Source organism: Parafannyhessea umbonata (genome assembly GCF_012844235.1).
Classification (GTDB): domain Bacteria; phylum Actinomycetota; class Coriobacteriia; order Coriobacteriales; family Atopobiaceae; genus Parafannyhessea.
Genome location: NZ_JABAGR010000002.1, coordinates 112,515 through 128,859 on the forward strand (window position 1 = coordinate 112,515; position 16,345 = coordinate 128,859).

Here is a 16,345-nt window from a genome sequence, read left to right on the forward strand (position 1 = left end):
AAGGGAGAAGATCGTGTCATCACAGTCCAGTCCATCCTCAGAGGTGGTTGGCGTCTCTCCCAAGCGACGGATTGAACGCAGGGGCCAGATCCTCACTGGCCTCTGCGTCATGCTTGTCGTCGTCTTGGTGCTGACGCTCATCTTCATGGTGTGCTCGAGGGGCATCTCGACCTTCGCGAAGGACGGCATCCCTCTGGGGTCCTTCTTCGCGGGTACCACGTGGAACCCGCACCAGAACGGTGCCGACGGGGTCCCTCTCGTGGGCGCCCTGCCCATGATCGTCTGTTCCTTCTCGGTCACGCTGCTCTCGTGCCTGCTTGCGCTGCCGTTCGCGCTCGGTGCCTCCATCTTCGTGGTCGAGGTGGCCCCCGGCTTCGGCAGCCGCGTGTTCCGCCCGCTCACGGAGGTGCTCGTCGGCATCCCGTCGGTCGTGTTCGGCCTCGTCGGCCTCGGCGTCGTCGTGCCGTGGATGCGCGGCCTCGTCGGCGGCACGGGCTACGGCATCCTCTCGGCCTCCATCGTGCTCGCCGTCATGATCCTGCCCACGGTCACGTCGCTCTCGACGGACGCGCTCGCCGCGGTGCCAAACGCGTATCGCGACGGCTCGTACGGCCTGGGCTGCACGCGGTGGCAGACCGTCGTGGGCGTCGTGCTCCCCTCGGCCCTGCCCGACATCATGACCGCGGTCATCATGGGCATGAGCCGCGCGTTCGGCGAGGCGCTCGCCGTCCAGATGATCATCGGCAATGCGCCGCAGATGCCGGCCGGCCTGTTCACCCCGGCCTCCACGCTCACGTCCGTCCTGACCATGGGCATGGGCAACGAGGCCATGGGCACCGTCGCAAACGACGTGCTCTGGGCGCTCGCCATGGTGCTCCTTGCGATGTCCCTCGTCTTCATCCTCATCGTCAACCTCATCGGAAGGAAGGGGGGCGCAAAGCATGACTAGCAAAGACGCCACGGGCGAGAAGAACGCCCCCGTCGCAGAGGCCGAGGACCAGGCAAAGGCCCCCTCTGCCGACTACACCGCCACCGTCAGGCGCGCCCGCGTCCAGGACAAGGCGGCGACCGTCATCCTCACGGTCATAGTTGTCCTCATCATCGTGGGGCTCGCCGCCATCATCGCCTACATCCTGGCGTCCGGCGCCGGCAAGCTCGTCGACCCCGGCTTCCTCACGAAGAAGCCGGAGCAGTTCAAGGCCGGCGGCGGCATCGGCCCCGAGCTCTTCAACTCGTTCTACCTGCTCGTCCTCACGTTGGTCATCTCGCTTCCCATCTCGCTCGGCGCCGCGATCTTCCTCACGCAGTACGCGCCGCAAGGTCCCGTCACCAACGTCGCCAAGACTGCGATCGAGACCCTGTCGAGCCTGCCGTCCATCGTCGTCGGCCTCTTCGGCATGCTGACGTTCGTGCTCACGTTCCACTGGGGCTTCTCCATCCTCTCCGGAGCCCTTACGCTCACGATGTTCAACATCCCTATCCTCGTCCGCGTCATCCAGCAGGCGCTCGAGGCCGTCCCGCGCGACCAGCGCGACGCCGCGCTCGCACTTGGCCTCACGCGCTGGGAGGCCACGGTCCACGTCCTGGTGCCGGCCGCCATGCCCGCCATCGTGACGGGCGTCATCCTGTCCGCCGGTCGCGTCTTCGGCGAGGCGGCAGCCCTCATCTACACTGCGGGCCAGTCCGCCCCTGAGCTCAGCTGGGCCGCCCCCATCACGAGCCTCGCCAACCCGCTGAACGTCTTCCGTCCGGCAGAGACCCTCGCCGTCCACATCTGGAAGATCAACTCCGAGGGCGTCGTCCCGGACCTCACCGCGGTCTCGGCAGGTACGGCGGCGGTCCTCATGGTCTGCATCCTCGCGTTCAACATCATCGCCCGCATCGCGGGCCGCGCGCTCGAAAGGAGGCTGACGGCAGAATGACCGAAGCAGCGCCCATCCAGGCAAGGCCCATCGACCCCGTGCTCCACACGCACGACGTCACGGTCGACTATTCGGGCAAGCGCGCCCTCAACGAGACGAGCCTCTCGTTCGAAAGCGGCACCGTCACGGCCCTCATCGGCCCCTCCGGCTGCGGCAAGTCCACGTTCCTGCGCAGCATCAACCTCATGAACAGAGAGATCCCCGGCTGCGTCATCGGTGGCAAGGTCGTGTACCACGACATCAACGTCAACGCCCGCGGCATAGACACGCTGTGGCTGCGCAAGCGCGTCGGCATGGTGTTCCAGCAGCCCAACCCGTTCCGCAAGTCCATCTACGAGAACATCGCGTTCGCGCTGAAGAGCCACGGGATGACTAAGCGAGCCGACCTCGACGAGCGCGTCGAGAAGAGCCTGCGCTCCGCCGCCCTGTGGGACGAGGTGAAGGACAAGCTCCACGACTCCGCCTACGCGCTCTCCGGCGGCCAGCAGCAGCGCCTGTGCATCGCGCGCACGCTCGCGCTCGATCCGGACGTCGTCCTCATGGACGAGCCCTGCTCCGCGCTCGACCCCATCGCGACGTTTGCGATCGAGGAGACCATCACGGACATGGCGAGCCGCGGCATCTGCGTCATCATCGTCACGCACAACATGCAGCAGGCGAGCCGCGTGTCCAACCGCACCGCGTTCTTCCTCATGGGCACCATGGTCGAGTGCGGCGACACGCCGCAGATCTTCGGCGCCCCCAAGGACCAGCGCCTCAACGACTATCTCAACGGGAGGTTTGGCTAATGGCAGAGAGCATGTCGGTCCAGAACCTCAACCTCTACTATGGCGACCACCATGCCCTGAAGGACATCACGCTCGACATGTCCGCCGGCGAGGTCACCGCGTTCATCGGACCCTCGGGCTGCGGCAAGTCGACGCTCCTGCGCTGCCTCAACCGCATGAACGACCGCATCGACGGCTGCCGCGTGGAGGGCAAGGTGCTCCTGGGAAAGACCGACGTATACGAGAAGTACGACGTGTACGAGCTGAGGCGTCGCGTGGGCATGGTGTTCCAGAAGCCCAACCCGTTCCCGCTGTCCATCTACGACAACGTGACGTACGGACCTAGGCACTACGGGCACCACAGCAAGGCGGAGCTTGACCGGATCGTCGAGACCACCCTCACCGGCGTCGGCCTCTGGGACGAGGTGAAGGACAAGCTCGACCACTCGGGCCTGTCGCTCTCCGGTGGCCAGGCGCAGCGCCTGTGCATCGCGCGCGCCCTCGCCGTGAACCCGGAGGTGCTGCTCATGGACGAGCCCACCTCCGCGCTCGACCCCATCTCGACGGGGCTCGTGGAGGAGCTCGCGGTCAAGGTCGCCAAGGACCACACCGTCATCATCGTCACGCACAACATGGAGCAGGCCACGCGAATCTCGAGCAAGTGCGCGTTCTTCTACCTGGGCGAGCTCGTCGAGGCCGCCCCGACGCCTGAGCTGTTCGTCACGCCAAAGGACAAGAGGACCGAGGACTACCTCACGGGAAGGTTTGGATAATGGTTACCACCAGAAGCGCCTACATCAAGCAGATCGACCAGCTGGACGGCCATGTCTCCGTCATCGGGCAGGCCGTCGTTGAGGACATCCGCAACACCGCCCTTGCCATCGGCCAGGGCAACAAGGCCGCGGCGCAGGAGGTCGCGGACGGCCACGACGCCTTCGAGCGCCTGCACCGCAACGTCGAGGACACCTGTATGAGCCTCATGCTCCTGCAGCAGCCCATGGCGAGCGACCTCCGCCTGGTCACGGCGTCGTTCAGGGCGATCTCGGACCTCGCCCGCATCGACGAGATGGCCTACGAGACCGCGCTCCTCTCCATGGAGGTGGACCTGGGTTCGCCGAAGGAGGTCGCCGACCTGCTGGTGGCCATGGCCGACAACGCGGCTAAAATGGTCATGCAGGCCGTCGAGTCGTTCGGCAGCGGCGACGTCTCCGTCGCGGAGAACGTCTTCGTGGAGGACGACACGATGGACAAGCTGTACGAGCAGGTCCGCACGCGCGTCGTCGCGCTCCTGAAGGCCGGCGAGGAGCCTGCGAGCGTCGCACCGGAGATCCTTTCCGTCGCGAAGTACTACGAGCGCATGGGCGACCACGCGCAGAGCGTTTCGGACTGGTCCATCTTCCGCGCTACGGGCTCGTACCGCGGACGCACGATGGGGGAATGACAGAACGTGGTCTACTACGTCGAAGACGACACCAACATCCGCGAGCTCACGATCTACGCGCTGAAGCAGGCGGGCATCGAGGCGGAGGGCTTCTCGGACGACGCGGAGTTCCGCGTTGCGTGCGCGAAGCGCGTGCCCGAGGCGGTGCTGCTGGACATCATGCTCCCGGACACGGACGGCCTGCAGATCCTCAGGCGCATCCGCCGAACGCCGGGCCTCGAGAACGTGCCAGTCATGATGCTCACGGCAAAGGACACGGAGCTCGACACCGTGCGGGCGCTCGACAACGGCGCGGACGACTACCTTGCCAAGCCCTTCGGCATGATGGAGATGGTCAGCCGCGTGCGTGCCCTTCTCCGCCGCGCGGGAAGGAGCGCTATGGGCGAGAAGAACGAGGTCCTCTCGCTCGGTCCGCTCACGCTGTGGCCGAAGCGCCGCGAGGTGACGCTCGAGGGTGCCGAGATGACGCTCACCCAGAGGGAGTTCGACCTCCTGGAGTTCCTGATGCGCTATCCCGGCGAGGTATTCAGCCGCGAGGAGCTGCTCCAGCGGGTGTGGGGTTGGGACTTCGACGGTGGGTCGCGCACGGTCGACGTGCACGTGCAGCAGCTGCGCGCCAAGCTGGGCGACCACGCGGACCTGATAGAGACCGTGCGCGGCGTGGGATATCGCGCGCGCGGATAGAAAGCAAGGGAACGCGGCTCCCGTTCGCGCGGGGGCCGCGTCTGGATTGGCGGTAGGCATGGTGGGATTCAGGCTGACACGGACCTCGGCCGAGGGCGACGGCGCCCATGGCGGCGCCTCGCTCTCGCGTCGCATCTTCCTTGCGCTCGCGGGGGTGTGCGTGGCGGCATGCCTGCTCGTCTCGCTTGCGTCCGCCTACATCTACCAGCGCTCCGTCGTGGAGGACGCCTCGGCGGGCCTCCGGCGCGAGTGCGAGGCCGTGAGCTCGACCTTAAACGAGACGGCGCGCTCCGGCCGCAGCGAGTCCGCCGTGCTGCGCGGCCTGGACCTGGGCGAGGTGCGCGCGACGCTCGTCGCGAAGGACGGCACGGTGCTGTACGACTCGCTCGTCTCGGCGTCGTCGCTTCCCAACCACCGCTCGCGGCCGGAGGTCGCCGCGGCGCTCAGGGACGGCAGCGGCAGCTCGGAGCGCGACAGCGCGACCGTGGGCTACGTGAGCATCTACCAGGCACAGCGCCTGGACTCCGGCAGCGTGCTCAGGCTCTCGGAGGACCGCGACGGCATCATGCGCGTCATCGCAAACGACCTGTGGTTCGTCATCGGCACGGTCGTCGTGGTGGTGGGCGTGTCGTGGGTCGTGTCGCGCTCGCTCGCACGGCGCTTCGTCCAGCCCATACTCGCCATCGACACCGCCTCCGGAAACGCGGTCTCGCCGTACGAGGAGCTCGACCCGCTGGTCAGGCGCCTCAACGAGCAGCAGGTGGAGCTGAAGGCCCGCATGGACAGGATCGTGGACGCCGACGTCATGCGCCAGGAGTTCACGGCGAACGTCACCCACGAGCTCAAGACGCCCATCGCGTCGATATCCGGCGCCTCCGAGCTCCTGCGCGACGGCTTCGTGCGTCCCGAGGACGTGCGCGACTTCGCGGGCAGGATCTACGACGACGCCCAGAGGCTCTCGAGCCTCGTCTCGGACATCCTCATGCTCTCGAAGATGGACGAGTCGGAGCGCGTGGGCGACCAGGCGCTGTTTGGAGAGCCGCAGGACGTGGATCTGCTGTCCGTCGCGCAGGACGTCGTGGACCGGCTCAAGGACAGGGCGCGCAAGGCAAACGTCACGCTACACGTGCAAGGCGCGAACGTCCGCGTCAGCGGCTACCCCCGCCTTCTGGACGAGCTCGTAAAGAACCTGTGCGACAACGCCATCCGCTACAACCGCACGGGCGGGTCCGTGCACGTGTTCGTGCTGCCCGTCAACGGCATGCCCACCCTCAGGGTGACGGACACCGGCGTCGGCATCGCGCCGGAGGACCAGCCAAAGGTGTTCGAGCGCTTCTATCGCGTGGACAAGAGCCGCTCGCGCGCAAGCGGCGGCACGGGCCTGGGCCTCGCCATCGTGAAGCATGCGGCGGCGCTGCACGGCGCCACGATAGACCTCGAGAGCGAACTCGGTCGCGGCACCACGATCACGGTCACGTTCCCCGGCGAGGACGGGTAGGCGGCGCGCCCTACGCGGTGCCATGCGGATGGCCTGCGCAGATAGCGTGAACAAGTGTCTGCTTTCGACCGCGGGCGCCGGGCGCGCCCCGCGGCAGATGCTATCCTGTCGTAAACGACCGGATGGGAGCATCTTGCACAGGAACATCATCCCCATAGGCGACGTCATCGCCGTCAACCAGATGCTGGAGCGGCGGGGCAGCGCGCTTCGCGTCCACATGCACGACGCGTGCGGCGGCCAGTCCTTCTCGCTGCGCGCGGACGACGGCACGCCCGCGGACGAGGCCGGCCGCCAGGCCGTGGGGGAGTTCTTCTCCGCCCGCGGACACGCGGTGGAGTTCTCTGCCGCTGGCAGCGACTTCTGGGCGGTGCGCCCATGAGCCAAGACCAGAACATCGGCGGCCAAAACGCAGGCGGCCAGGGTGCGGGCAGGGACGCCGCGGGCGAGAAGGGCCTGACGCAGAGGCTTCGCGGCATGCTCGGCGAGCGCTTCACGCGTTTCGTGGGGTCGTCCCTCATCAGCACTGCGCTCGACCAGGTGCTGGCGTTCCTGCTGTTTGGCTGGCTGCGCGGGGTGTTTGTCTCGGCTGACTTCCTGCGCATCTTCACGGCGACGCTTATTGCGCGCGTGTGCTCCGTGGCGCTGAACTACGCCATCAACATGAAGCGCGTCTTCAACGACGACAAGGCCGACCACGCCAAGATCGAGGAGGCGCACGCGGCGCAGCTCGCCGGCTCCGACGAGGTCGAGGACGTGGAGCTGGACGAGGACGACGAGGCCGGCATCGACTTCGACGACATTGTGGAGGGCCCGGACGACGAGGTGCGCCTTGGCCAGGTCGAGGTCCGCCCCATGCGCGAGAGCCTTCCCAGGTTCATCGCGCTCGCGGCCTTCGTGCTGTTCCTTTCCAGCGTGGGCGTCTACATCGGCCACGTGATCCTGGGCTTCAACGAGAGCGCCTCGAAGATCGTGTGCGACATGCTGCTGTTCTTCGTGAACTACTACTTCCAGCGCACGTGGGTGTTCGCTCGCCGCAAGCGCAAGTCGCACCGCGTGCGCGTGCGGCGCAGGCATCGCAGGGAGAGGGACGGACGGTCCTCCTAGAGGCACGTCTGATGGCGCGGTCGGGCTTCCGGCCGCGCCATTTTGGGGTCTACGCCATCGCCATGGTGGCGAGCGCCTCGCGTGCGACGTCCTCCGGCGCCTCCTTGGGAAGGACGTGCCCCGCACCCGGCACGATCACGAGCCTGGATCCGGGGATGGAGGCGTGGATGAGGTCCGTCTCCTCGCGCTTGATCTCGTCGAACTCGCCCGCCATGACCGTCGTGGGACACGCTATCTGCGAGAGGCCCGCCGGGTCGATCTGGGGATAGACCACCATCATGTGCAGCAGCTCGGCCGTGGTGCGCGCCTCCTGGGGCGTGGGGCTCACGAGGCTGGGGTCGACGTCGCGATGGGAGCCGTCGCCCTTCTCCCAGAAGTCGGCCCATGCAAGCAGGCCCTGTGCGGCCTGCTCCATCTGGAACGAGTCGTCCACGCCGTCGGGCGTAAGGTTGGCGCCGATGCAGAGGAGCGAGAGTGCGAGCTCCGGGTGGTCGCGCGCGATGACGAGCGCCTCGATCGCGCCGTCCGAGAATCCGAGCAGGTGCGCCTTGCCAAAGCCGAGTGCCGCGAGCGCCGCCAGGGCGTCGTCGGCCAGGAGCTCGTAGGTAAGCTCCGTCGTGCCGCGCGTGGACTTGCCCTGCGCGCGCGAGTCGACGGCGACGACCGGCCGGCCCGACGCGCAGACGGCGTCGATCACCTGGCCAAAGATCCCGTGCTCCTCTCCGTTGCCGTGGAGCATGAGCAAGGGGTCTGGCATCTGGGCGGCGGCGTCGGCGATGTCTGCGTCCGCCGTGCGGGCAAACGCGTCCGGCACGTACGCGAACGTGGCTATCTGGGCACCGTCTGCCATGGGCACAAGACGCGCCGCGGCAAGGTGCGCCGTCGGCAGGAGGTAGGGGCTGGGGAAGTGGAGCTGCGGACGCTCGGGCATGGTGGCCTCCTTCGTAGGTTTACACGATGGTAGCCCATGCGGCACCGCGCGTCATGGCGGTCGGGACGGGTCTCGGTTGCGCGGGCTGCGACAAAGGCGTGGCCCGCGGCAGGCGGGGAAGGGCGGCCGATGCCTCCGGTGCTTCTCGTCTATTTATCGATCATGTATTTGCATGAATAAACTATTCATATACGAAACCATGCAGCGCAATGACGAATACGTGTCGCGAAAATACGAGAAATGAAACCGCTGTGGCGGAGTTTCGCTTCATAAGTAACGCTAATGACAGTTGAAGCAGCAGCTTATTCGTTCGTTTTGAAATACATTCCGTTTGGCGACAGCAACATACCATTTAACAAATGATGATAGGGATAGCCGTCTGTAATAAAGCTGAAATACTAAGCTGTGACTCGTTGGCGAATCAATCTTGTCATGTCCTGCATAGACATGGGAGAGGGGCAGCATGATGCCTGAGTCAAGGGAGAGGAAGCTCGGTCTTTTGGTGTTGGATGCGCGCGCAGCGGTGCGCCGCTTCTCGAAGTGCAGGACGCTCTGCGCCCTTGCCGGCATTGCCGTTGCGGCGGCACTTGTATCGCCAGTACAGGCGTATGCGGCCGATTCTGGCAGCATAGATGAGCCTCGGGACGCGGTTGCGGAGCAGGTGGCAGCGCCAGACGCGTCGCTCCAGGCGGCGGGACAGACGGACGTGGCAGTCCAGGCTCCCTCCCAGCCGGAAGATCCATCAAAGGCGGCCGTCGCCCCCACCGTCGAGGCCGCTGCGCCTGCGGAGACAGTTGGCTCGCTGGCTGACTCGCCCTCGGCCGAGGGAACGCCTGCGTCCCAGGTGAAAACGCCGGCCGAGGAGGCCGAACCTGGGCAGGCGGACGCAGCCGCGCCACAGGCCGACCCTGCGCTCGCCGCACAGGATGGAGCTGCGGGCACCAAGGACGTCGCCGTAACCGACGCAACCGACGAGAGGCAGACGGGCGCCGGGACCGCGCAGGCCGCCACGACGGACGCCCAGAATGCCGCCGTGCGCGACGCGGCGATGAAGGCCCTCTCGAAGGCGATTCGCTTCGACAAGTCCGGCACCACGATCATCCTGGACTTCAACGGTGACGGCAAGACTGACGACACGGATTGGGCGGCCTACAAGAGCTGGATAAAGACGTACCGCGTGTTCGACTTCAACGGTGACTTCTCGAGCGGTTACAACGGCGGACTCCAGGTGACGGGCGGCACGCAGCTGGTCACCAACGGTCACGACAAGGGACCCGACGACCTCAACATAGGCATCGACGTCGACAAGATCAAGTCGTACTACCTCAACAACATCGGCCAGGCGACCTCCGTCAAGAACCAGTCTCCCTTTGGCAGCTGCTGGGCGTTTGGCGCGACGTCCGCGCTCGAGAGCGCGATTCTCAAGGCGATGGCGGGCGAGAAGGGCATGGCCTACGACCCGGCACTCCACCAGACGCCGAACCTCACCAACATAGACGACAAGGTCGACCTCTCCGAGCTCGAGCTCGCATGGCTGTGCTACTCCCTCCAGCCGGATGGTGACTACATCAAGGACACGCTTCCCGGTGACACGGATTCCGACCGCCTGAGCTGTGGTGGCTGGGGCGCCATGGCCGAGACGATGTACACCGCGTGGCAGGCCGTGGCCAACGAGGCGGACGACCCCTACTGGCCGCTCGGCGTGCCGAAGACGTACGAGAACTTCAGGAAGCTCGGCAAGTTCGTCTGGGGTCTCACCGAGGGCACCAAGACGGCGATTGCGCACGTCCAGGGCGTGAACTACCTGCCTGACCCTGCCATCCTCCAGCTGGACAAGCAGGAGCACATGGTCTACCAGGGCCTTAACCAGAACGCCATCAAACTCATCAAGGAGGCGCTCGTCAAGTACGGCGCCGTCTCCATCGGCTACCAGGCCGACACCGCGCTTCCTGGCAAGCCGTCGGAGTCCGGCTACTTCAACTCCACGTACTGGGCGCAGTACTGCGACGCGGTGGACGACATCACGGACACGCATGCGGTCTGCATCGTCGGCTGGGACGACAACTTCGACCACAACAAGTTCAAGGCCGAGAAGAACGACGTGTCGAACCTGAAGGACGGTGCCTGGCTCGTGAAGAACAGCTGGGGCTCCTACGACTGGCTGAAGAAGAACTTCCCCGACGCCGATCCCTCGAAGGCCGGCAAGGCGGCGAACTGGGGCATCACGGACGCAGAGGGCAACCACACCGGCTACTTCTGGCTCAGCTACTATGATCACTCCATCGTCACCCCGTCGTACTTCGAGGTGGACCTTGCCTCCGACGGCTTCGACTACGACAACAACTACAGCTACGACCACCTCATCAACGAGTCGCAGATACCGTTCGTGCTTCGTACGAAGGATACCGGGACCGAGGTCGCCAACGTCTTTACCGCGAGGGGCGAGGAGGACCTAACGGCAGTCTCAGTGCACACGTTCGTGGCGGACTCCACCGTCCACGTTCGCGTGTTCCTGGTGACCGACGACGACCTCAGGGACAACGACCCCACGAGCGGCAGGTGCGTTGCGGACTTCACGAGCGACCAGCTGGTCTCTGGCTTCCATACCGTTAGGCTTCCCAAGACCATCCGCCTTGCGAAGGGGCAGAAGTTCGCCGTCGTGGAGAACATCACGTCTGCCGACGCGAACGACGGCGGAGGCCGCGTCTCGTACATCGCGCTGGAGACGGGTATGGCGAAGGACGCCCAGACCGACGACAACATGGGCTATCTCTTCTCGCATGCGAATGCCGACCCAGGCACGACATACGTGCGGATCCTGACGGAGGACGGCTACAGGTGGATGACGCCGCAGGAGCTTGCGGACAACTACGACGGAGGCCAGATCTTTGAGTTTGGCAACGCCATGGTTAAGGCGTTCACTGCCAATGCGAAGGAGGAGGCGGCTCCCGCGGGCGACGTTACGACGCCCGGTCACGCGCTGCCCGCGACATACGGCGTGACGAACCCGGCACAGGCGGGCGACGTGGCTGCCCGCCAGGCAGTTGCGCGCGCGGCCGCGTCGGACGCGCTGCCTCGCACTGGCGACGCGAACGACGCCGCGACGGAGACGGCGCTCTTTGCGGCCGCCCTCGCCATCGTCGGCGCGGGACTCGCGACTCGTCGCACGAGGGACTAGCAAGCGGGTCGGCGGGCCGCGGCAAGGCATGGCCCGCCGCAAACGGGGGAGGGGCGCCTGGCGACTCAGGCGCTTCTCCCTTAAGGGGAGCGCCCGTCGGATCGAGGTCCGGCGGGCGCCCTTATGCGTCTGGCTCTTGTGGGGTGGCCTAAGGGGCTACTTGCCCTTCTTCACCTGCGAGGGATGCTTCTGGAAGAAGTCGAAGCGCGGCGGCAGCGCGACGATGGCGTGCTCGCCGGGCTCCTCGCCCAGCTTCTGCGCAAGCTGGCCGGGCGTCGCGAACGCGTTCTCCCAGCTGAAGAACAGCTCGTGCGCAAAGCCCATGTGGTCGCAGATCTGCTCGCAGCCCGCGGGCACGGCCGGGTGCATCAGCAGCGTCACGCAGCGCAGCTCCGCGAACGCGTCGGCCAGCGCCTGCTCGTACGCGGCGTCGTCGCCGTTCGCGGCCTTGGAGGCGTCGCCCCAGCGCCTGTTCGCGGCGCGGCAGAAGTCCTCCGCCACGGCGAGCGCACCGTGCGCGTCGAAGGCGTGCGCGCACTTCTCGAACTCGAGGGTCGCCTTGACGCAGTCCTCGACCACCTCGGCGTGCGGGGCGACGGAGGGCAGGTGCGAGTCGCACACGTTTGCCGCGCCATAGAAGCAGCTGCGCGCGAGGCGGTTGAAGATGTTCGTGAGGAAGGCGCTCTCCTTGAGGGCGGGGTCCACGACGCGCGGGTCGTCCTTTACCAGGACCTCCTCGCCGGTCTTCTTGTCCTTGTGGCTGACGGACGTGTCAAACGGCTTTGGCGAGAAGGACACGGCCTTCTGGTCGAGGCCAAGGCTCAGCCAGTGGGCGCGCAGCTGCTCCGGGGTGTAGTAGTCCAGGAGCTCCGCGGCCATCGGCGGCTTGATCGCGCCCGAGCTGGACGCCTTCTTGTTCATGAACAGGATGTGGTAGTTCGCGACGGGGATGTCCTGCGTCAGGCCCCAGTCGAGCGCCTCCCACAGCGCGGGCTGCACCACGCAGTAGAAGTAGATGTTGTCCTGGCCGATGAACTGGTACACCTTCGCGTCCTTGGAGCACCACCAGTCGCGCCAGTCGTCCGTGGAGTAGCGGCCGCCGCCCTGCTTCGCGTCCGCGTCGAGCGCGGTCTGCGTGAAGCTGATGGGCGCCCACAGGCTCTCCGGCCAGCACCACACCGTGAGGTCGTGCGTCCCCTCGAGGTCGGGCGCGGCGACGCCCCACTCGATGTTGCCGGTGATGCGGAACGGCAGGAGCGTCTTGCCCGTGCGGAAGCGGACGCCGGACGACTCCAGCACCTCGCGCGCGCTGTCGCGGTCCTCCCAGTTGGCAAAGCCCACCGAGAACGACGTCTGGCCCTTCTCGGCCTCGCGGACCGTGTGCTTGGGAAGCTTGGACTCCACGGCGTCGAACTGCTCGCGGAACTTGCTCTGGATGTAGATGACCGGGTCCGCGAGGGACTCGCGCACCGTCTTCGTGACGATGGCGCGCACCTGCGGGTCCGCGTCCCACTCGTCCATGAGGTCGTCGAGGACCTGGTGGAAGCGGGGCAGGTCGAAGTACCAGTTGTCCACGGGACGCAGCTCGGGCGTGGTGCCGGTGAGCTGGCTCACGGGGTTGATGAGCTCCTCGGGGTCAAACTGGTGGCCGAGGTCGCACTCGTCCGCGTACGCCTTCTCGCTCTTGCAGCCACGCACGGGGCAGTGGCCCTGCACCTGGCGGCCGTTGAGGAACGTCTGGGCCTTCACGTCATAGAACTGGCGTGTGGTGCGCTTGACGAGGACGCCCCTCTCGTGCAGGCGGCGGATCAGCTTGTCGGACAGCGCCGCGTGGAAGGGCTTCGCGGGCTCGAGGCCGGACCCCGCGAAGATGTCGAGCGAGATCTGGTAGGCGTCGAGCGCCTCTTTCTGCAGGTCGTGGTTGTGGCGCACGTAGTCCTCGATCGTGCCCGTGTAGCCCTCGCCCTCGACCTTCTTGCGGTAGCCCTCCATGATGGGGGAGCCAAAGCAGTCCGTGCCGCTGACGAAGACGACGTTCTGGGCGCCGATGCGGTCGCGCAGGAAGCGCGCGAAGAAGTCGGCGGGAACGAACACGCCGCCGATGTGGCCAAAGTGCAGGTTCTTGTTTCCGTATGGCATGCCGCCCGTGATGATGGCACGCTTGGGGAAGGTTGGGCGCGCGGCCTGGGTCGCGCTGTCGAGCTCTGTTGCCATGGGGTTGAACCTCTGTCCTATCGCGTTGTTGCCGCCCGCGTGCGACGGCACTCGTAACTGCTCGATTATCGCACAAGGCTCGCGGCAGCGCAGGTCTCGTGGCGGCGCGGGTGGGTATGCTAGTGAGCAGGGCGCGCGTCGCGCCCGCGGCGCATGGGCGAGAAGGGCGGCCGCCTTGGGGAGGGGCGTCCGTCGGGAGGGAGGCCAGCCATGACGTACGGCGTGTTCACGGCACAGCCGCTTCTGCTGCGCTCTGGCGGGTTCTCGCTGTTTGGGCCAGCGCACCTGGTGTGGCTCGCCGCGTGCGCCGGGGTCGTCGCCCTGGTGGAGCGCGCGCACGCGCGTGCGCGCCGGCCAAGGCTCGTGCTCCTTGCGGCATCGGTGGTGATGCTGTCGCTTCTGGCCAGCGAGGACGCGCTCATGATCTTCTCGCACACCTTCACGAAGGCATGGTGGCCGCTGCACTTCTGCAACTTTGCCGAGTACCTGTGCCTGGCGTACTCCATAAGGCCAAGCCACGCCTGCCGCGAGCTGCTGCTGACGCTGGGCCTCATGGGCGGCATGGCGGCGATGCTCTTTCCCGGCTGGCTGGCGTGCCCGCCCTACACGTGGCCGGTGGCCTGCGGGTTCATGGAGCACGCGCTCATATTTGCCGTCTCGTGGTGCGCCGTGCGCGAGGGTCGCGGCCGCTTTCGCCTTCGGGACATGCGAGTGAGCCTGGCGTTCGTGGCGGCCTACGTGCTGTTCTTCAGGTGGTTCAACGCTCTTTTGGGCTCGAACTACGGCTTCGTGAGCGGCCCGGCGTACGGCACGCCGATCGAGTGGTGGTACGACGCCCTGGGCGACCCCCTGTACCTGCTTCCGTACGCGCTGTGCTTCTTCGTCGCGGCGCTCGCGCTCAATTTGTGGGCAAGCTCGTGGTCGGCGGCCCCGTCTGGCCACCGCGAGAGGGGCGCCCATCGCACGGGAACGGCCCTGCCGCACCATGGGGGCGCTCGCCCATGCGCGTGATCGGCACGGTCAACGTGCTGGAGGACGCGGGCATGCAGCGCTCCATGGTCCGTGCGTCTTGGGCGATCCTGGCCGCGGGCGCAGGTGTCGCCCTCGTGCTGTGGCTCGTGTCGCTTGCGTCAGGCCGGCGCGTTCTGGAGCCCGTGAGCCTGGGCTGGGTGCTGGGTCTGGCGGCGGCGTCCCTCGTCGCACTTCCCGTGCACGAGCTGGTTCATGCCGCGGCCTTCGTGCTTCTGGGCGCGGGCGACGTGCGCGTGAGCTTTGGCTTCAAGGACTTCATGCTCTATACCTCGGCAAACGGCGCGGTTCTCCCACGCGGCCGATTCATGGCGGTGCTGCTGGCGCCTTCCGTCGTGGTCACGGCGCTGTTCGCGCTGGCGGGATGCGTGTGGCACGCCCCTCTGTTCGCGCTCCTGGGAGGCGCGTTCCACCTGGCGGGGTGCACCGGCGACCTCGGCATGGTGCACATCATCAGGGTCACGCCGGCGGCGTCGTTCGTGCGGGACTCTCCCGTGGGGATCGACCTGCTCACGGAGGAGTAGCGGCTCCCAAAGGGGTGGTAGCCGGCTTCCACTTGCCAGTGTTCGCACCACGTTACGCGCAAGGCCGCCGCACTTCTCCCATGGGCAGACTTTGCTAGCATGGCCACAAGCCCACGCGGCGCCATGGCTCCACGCGGGCGCTCGGCCCAGACAACCCGCAGGGAGGCTCCATGCTCAGGTGCAACTACCACACCCATACCGTGATGTGCGACGGGTCGGACACGCCGGAGGACGTCGTGCTCGAGGCCATCGCCAAGGGCTTCGAGCACCTGGGCTTCTCCGGTCACATGGACCCTGACATCCACATGGACTGGCCCGCCTACGTGGCGGAAATCCGGCGCCTCCAGTCCGCGTATGCGGACCGCATCGACATCCTGCTCGGCGTCGAGCTCGACAACGTCTACGACCCCGCGTGCTGCCTGGGCGCGGAGTACGTCATCGGCTCCACGCACTTCCTGGACGTCGACTCCGAGGTCCCCCTCTCCGTCGACGCCAGCGTGCAGAGCATGCGCCGCCTGTGCCACGAGTTCTTCGCCGACGACTACTATGCCCTCGCCCGCGCGTACTACGAGCTTGAGGCCAGGGTGTACGACCGCCTTCGGTGCACGTGGGTCGGCCACTTCGACCTGGTGACGCGCTTCAACGACGAGGCGCACTTCCTGGATGAGTCCGACCCCCGCTACACGAAGCCCGCGCTCGAGGCCATGGAGTACCTGGTGGGGGAGGGCGTCCCGTTCGAGATTAACTGCGGCGCCGTCAACCGCGGCCGAAAGGCAGAGCTCTACCCGCGCCGCGAGCTGCTGCGTGCGCTCCACGACTTTGGCGGCCAGATCTTCATCAACGCGGACGCGCACCAGAAGGAGCTCCTCGACGGCGGCTTCGACGTCGCGGTCCGGACGGCCATGGACTGCGGGTTCACGCACGTCAACTACCTTGCCCACGACGCCCAGGGCAAGGTCGAGGTGCGTCAGGTCGCGCTCGACGGCCTTTACTAGCGGCTGCCTTTCGCGCGGGCGAGAAAAGCCGCGCGGCGTGCTCGCAGCGTGCCCTCGA

At 66.7% G+C, this 16,345-nt stretch carries 15 protein-coding genes; 13 read left to right on the forward strand and 2 right to left on the reverse strand.

Annotated elements, in window-relative coordinates; genetic code table 11:
• Positions 1-13: 13 nt before the first annotated feature.
• From pstC to HF885_RS02385, 9 genes are all read left to right on the forward strand, one after another.
• A complete protein-coding gene (gene pstC / locus HF885_RS02345) occupies positions 14-949 on the forward strand; it encodes a phosphate ABC transporter permease subunit PstC (RefSeq protein WP_328804312.1) in 936 nt (311 codons plus the stop codon).
• Positions 942-1,922, forward strand: a complete 981-nt coding sequence (gene pstA / locus HF885_RS02350; protein ID WP_170103367.1) for a phosphate ABC transporter permease PstA — start codon at positions 942-944, stop codon at positions 1,920-1,922. Before pstC ends, pstA begins: the two co-directional genes overlap by 8 nt.
• Positions 1,919-2,710, forward strand: a complete 792-nt coding sequence (gene pstB, locus HF885_RS02355; protein WP_170103368.1) for a phosphate ABC transporter ATP-binding protein PstB — start codon at positions 1,919-1,921, stop codon at positions 2,708-2,710. Before pstA ends, pstB (HF885_RS02355) begins: the two co-directional genes overlap by 4 nt.
• Positions 2,710-3,462, forward strand: coding sequence for a phosphate ABC transporter ATP-binding protein PstB (gene pstB, locus HF885_RS02360; protein WP_170103369.1), 753 nt, complete (start codon positions 2,710-2,712; stop codon positions 3,460-3,462). The genes pstB (HF885_RS02355) and pstB (HF885_RS02360) overlap by 1 nt, the downstream gene beginning before the upstream one ends.
• Positions 3,462-4,130, forward strand: coding sequence for a phosphate signaling complex protein PhoU (gene phoU, locus HF885_RS02365; protein WP_170103370.1), 669 nt, complete (start codon positions 3,462-3,464; stop codon positions 4,128-4,130). The genes pstB (HF885_RS02360) and phoU overlap by 1 nt, the downstream gene beginning before the upstream one ends.
• Before the next feature lie 6 nt (positions 4,131-4,136).
• Complete coding sequence (locus HF885_RS02370) at positions 4,137-4,814, forward strand: response regulator transcription factor (protein ID WP_170103371.1); 678 nt, start codon at positions 4,137-4,139, stop codon at positions 4,812-4,814.
• Between the two features lie 58 nt (positions 4,815-4,872).
• On the forward strand, positions 4,873-6,312 hold the full coding sequence (locus HF885_RS02375; protein WP_170103372.1) for a sensor histidine kinase: 1,440 nt from the start codon (positions 4,873-4,875) through the stop codon (positions 6,310-6,312).
• Positions 6,313-6,445: 133 nt separating this feature from the next.
• Positions 6,446-6,691, forward strand: a complete 246-nt coding sequence (locus HF885_RS02380) for an RDAC family protein (RefSeq protein ID WP_170103373.1) — start codon at positions 6,446-6,448, stop codon at positions 6,689-6,691.
• Entirely contained in the window at positions 6,688-7,416 is a 729-nt protein-coding gene (locus HF885_RS02385) for a hypothetical protein (RefSeq protein ID WP_170103374.1), read from the forward strand. Before HF885_RS02380 ends, HF885_RS02385 begins: the two co-directional genes overlap by 4 nt.
• A 49-nt stretch (positions 7,417-7,465) precedes the next feature.
• On the opposite strand, the gene HF885_RS02390 is transcribed toward HF885_RS02385, so the two are convergent.
• Positions 7,466-8,347 carry an alpha/beta fold hydrolase gene (locus tag HF885_RS02390; RefSeq protein WP_170103375.1) on the reverse strand — a complete coding sequence of 294 codons (882 nt, stop codon included), beginning with the start codon at positions 8,345-8,347 and terminating at the stop codon, positions 7,466-7,468.
• Positions 8,348-8,813: 466 nt separating this feature from the next.
• Between HF885_RS02390 and HF885_RS02395 the strand changes: the two genes are divergently transcribed.
• Positions 8,814-11,525, forward strand: a complete 2,712-nt coding sequence (locus HF885_RS02395; RefSeq protein WP_206109737.1) for a lectin like domain-containing protein — start codon at positions 8,814-8,816, stop codon at positions 11,523-11,525.
• A gap of 156 nt (positions 11,526-11,681) precedes the next feature.
• Here HF885_RS02395 and HF885_RS02400 read toward each other — a convergent pair whose 3' ends face one another.
• A complete protein-coding gene (locus HF885_RS02400) occupies positions 11,682-13,739 on the reverse strand; it encodes a class I tRNA ligase family protein (RefSeq protein ID WP_170103377.1) in 2,058 nt (685 codons plus the stop codon).
• 210 nt (positions 13,740-13,949) lie between these two features.
• Between HF885_RS02400 and HF885_RS02405 the strand changes: the two genes are divergently transcribed.
• From HF885_RS02405 to HF885_RS02415, 3 genes are all read left to right on the forward strand, one after another.
• Positions 13,950-14,750: a YwaF family protein gene (locus tag HF885_RS02405; protein ID WP_170103378.1), complete on the forward strand. Its 801-nt coding sequence runs from the start codon at positions 13,950-13,952 to the stop codon at positions 14,748-14,750.
• Complete coding sequence (locus tag HF885_RS02410; RefSeq protein WP_170103379.1) at positions 14,741-15,292, forward strand: DUF3267 domain-containing protein; 552 nt, start codon at positions 14,741-14,743, stop codon at positions 15,290-15,292. Before HF885_RS02405 ends, HF885_RS02410 begins: the two co-directional genes overlap by 10 nt.
• Before the next feature lie 170 nt (positions 15,293-15,462).
• Positions 15,463-16,287 (forward strand): histidinol-phosphatase HisJ family protein, encoded by an 825-nt coding sequence (locus tag HF885_RS02415; RefSeq protein ID WP_170103380.1) that lies wholly within the window; start codon positions 15,463-15,465, stop codon positions 16,285-16,287.
• The last annotated feature ends 58 nt before the right edge of the window (positions 16,288-16,345 follow it).

Excerpts from the sequence above, each read along its gene's own strand:
- pstA (WP_170103367.1), top strand. The coding sequence starts at position 942 with ATGACTAGCAAAGACGCCACGGGCGAGAAGAACGCCCCCGTCGCAGAG.
- pstB (WP_170103368.1), top strand. The coding sequence starts at position 1,919 with ATGACCGAAGCAGCGCCCATCCAGGCAAGGCCCATCGACCCCGTGCTC.
- pstB (WP_170103369.1), top strand. The coding sequence starts at position 2,710 with ATGGCAGAGAGCATGTCGGTCCAGAACCTCAACCTCTACTATGGCGAC.
- phoU (WP_170103370.1), top strand. The coding sequence starts at position 3,462 with ATGGTTACCACCAGAAGCGCCTACATCAAGCAGATCGACCAGCTGGAC.
- HF885_RS02375 (WP_170103372.1), top strand. The coding sequence starts at position 4,873 with ATGGTGGGATTCAGGCTGACACGGACCTCGGCCGAGGGCGACGGCGCC.
- HF885_RS02385 (WP_170103374.1), top strand. The coding sequence starts at position 6,688 with ATGAGCCAAGACCAGAACATCGGCGGCCAAAACGCAGGCGGCCAGGGT.
- HF885_RS02390 (WP_170103375.1), bottom strand. The coding sequence starts at position 8,347 with ATGCCCGAGCGTCCGCAGCTCCACTTCCCCAGCCCCTACCTCCTGCCG.
- HF885_RS02395 (WP_206109737.1), top strand. The coding sequence starts at position 8,814 with ATGCCTGAGTCAAGGGAGAGGAAGCTCGGTCTTTTGGTGTTGGATGCG.
- HF885_RS02400 (WP_170103377.1), bottom strand. The coding sequence starts at position 13,739 with ATGGCAACAGAGCTCGACAGCGCGACCCAGGCCGCGCGCCCAACCTTC.
- HF885_RS02405 (WP_170103378.1), top strand. The coding sequence starts at position 13,950 with ATGACGTACGGCGTGTTCACGGCACAGCCGCTTCTGCTGCGCTCTGGC.
- HF885_RS02410 (WP_170103379.1), top strand. The coding sequence starts at position 14,741 with ATGCGCGTGATCGGCACGGTCAACGTGCTGGAGGACGCGGGCATGCAG.
- HF885_RS02415 (WP_170103380.1), top strand. The coding sequence starts at position 15,463 with ATGCTCAGGTGCAACTACCACACCCATACCGTGATGTGCGACGGGTCG.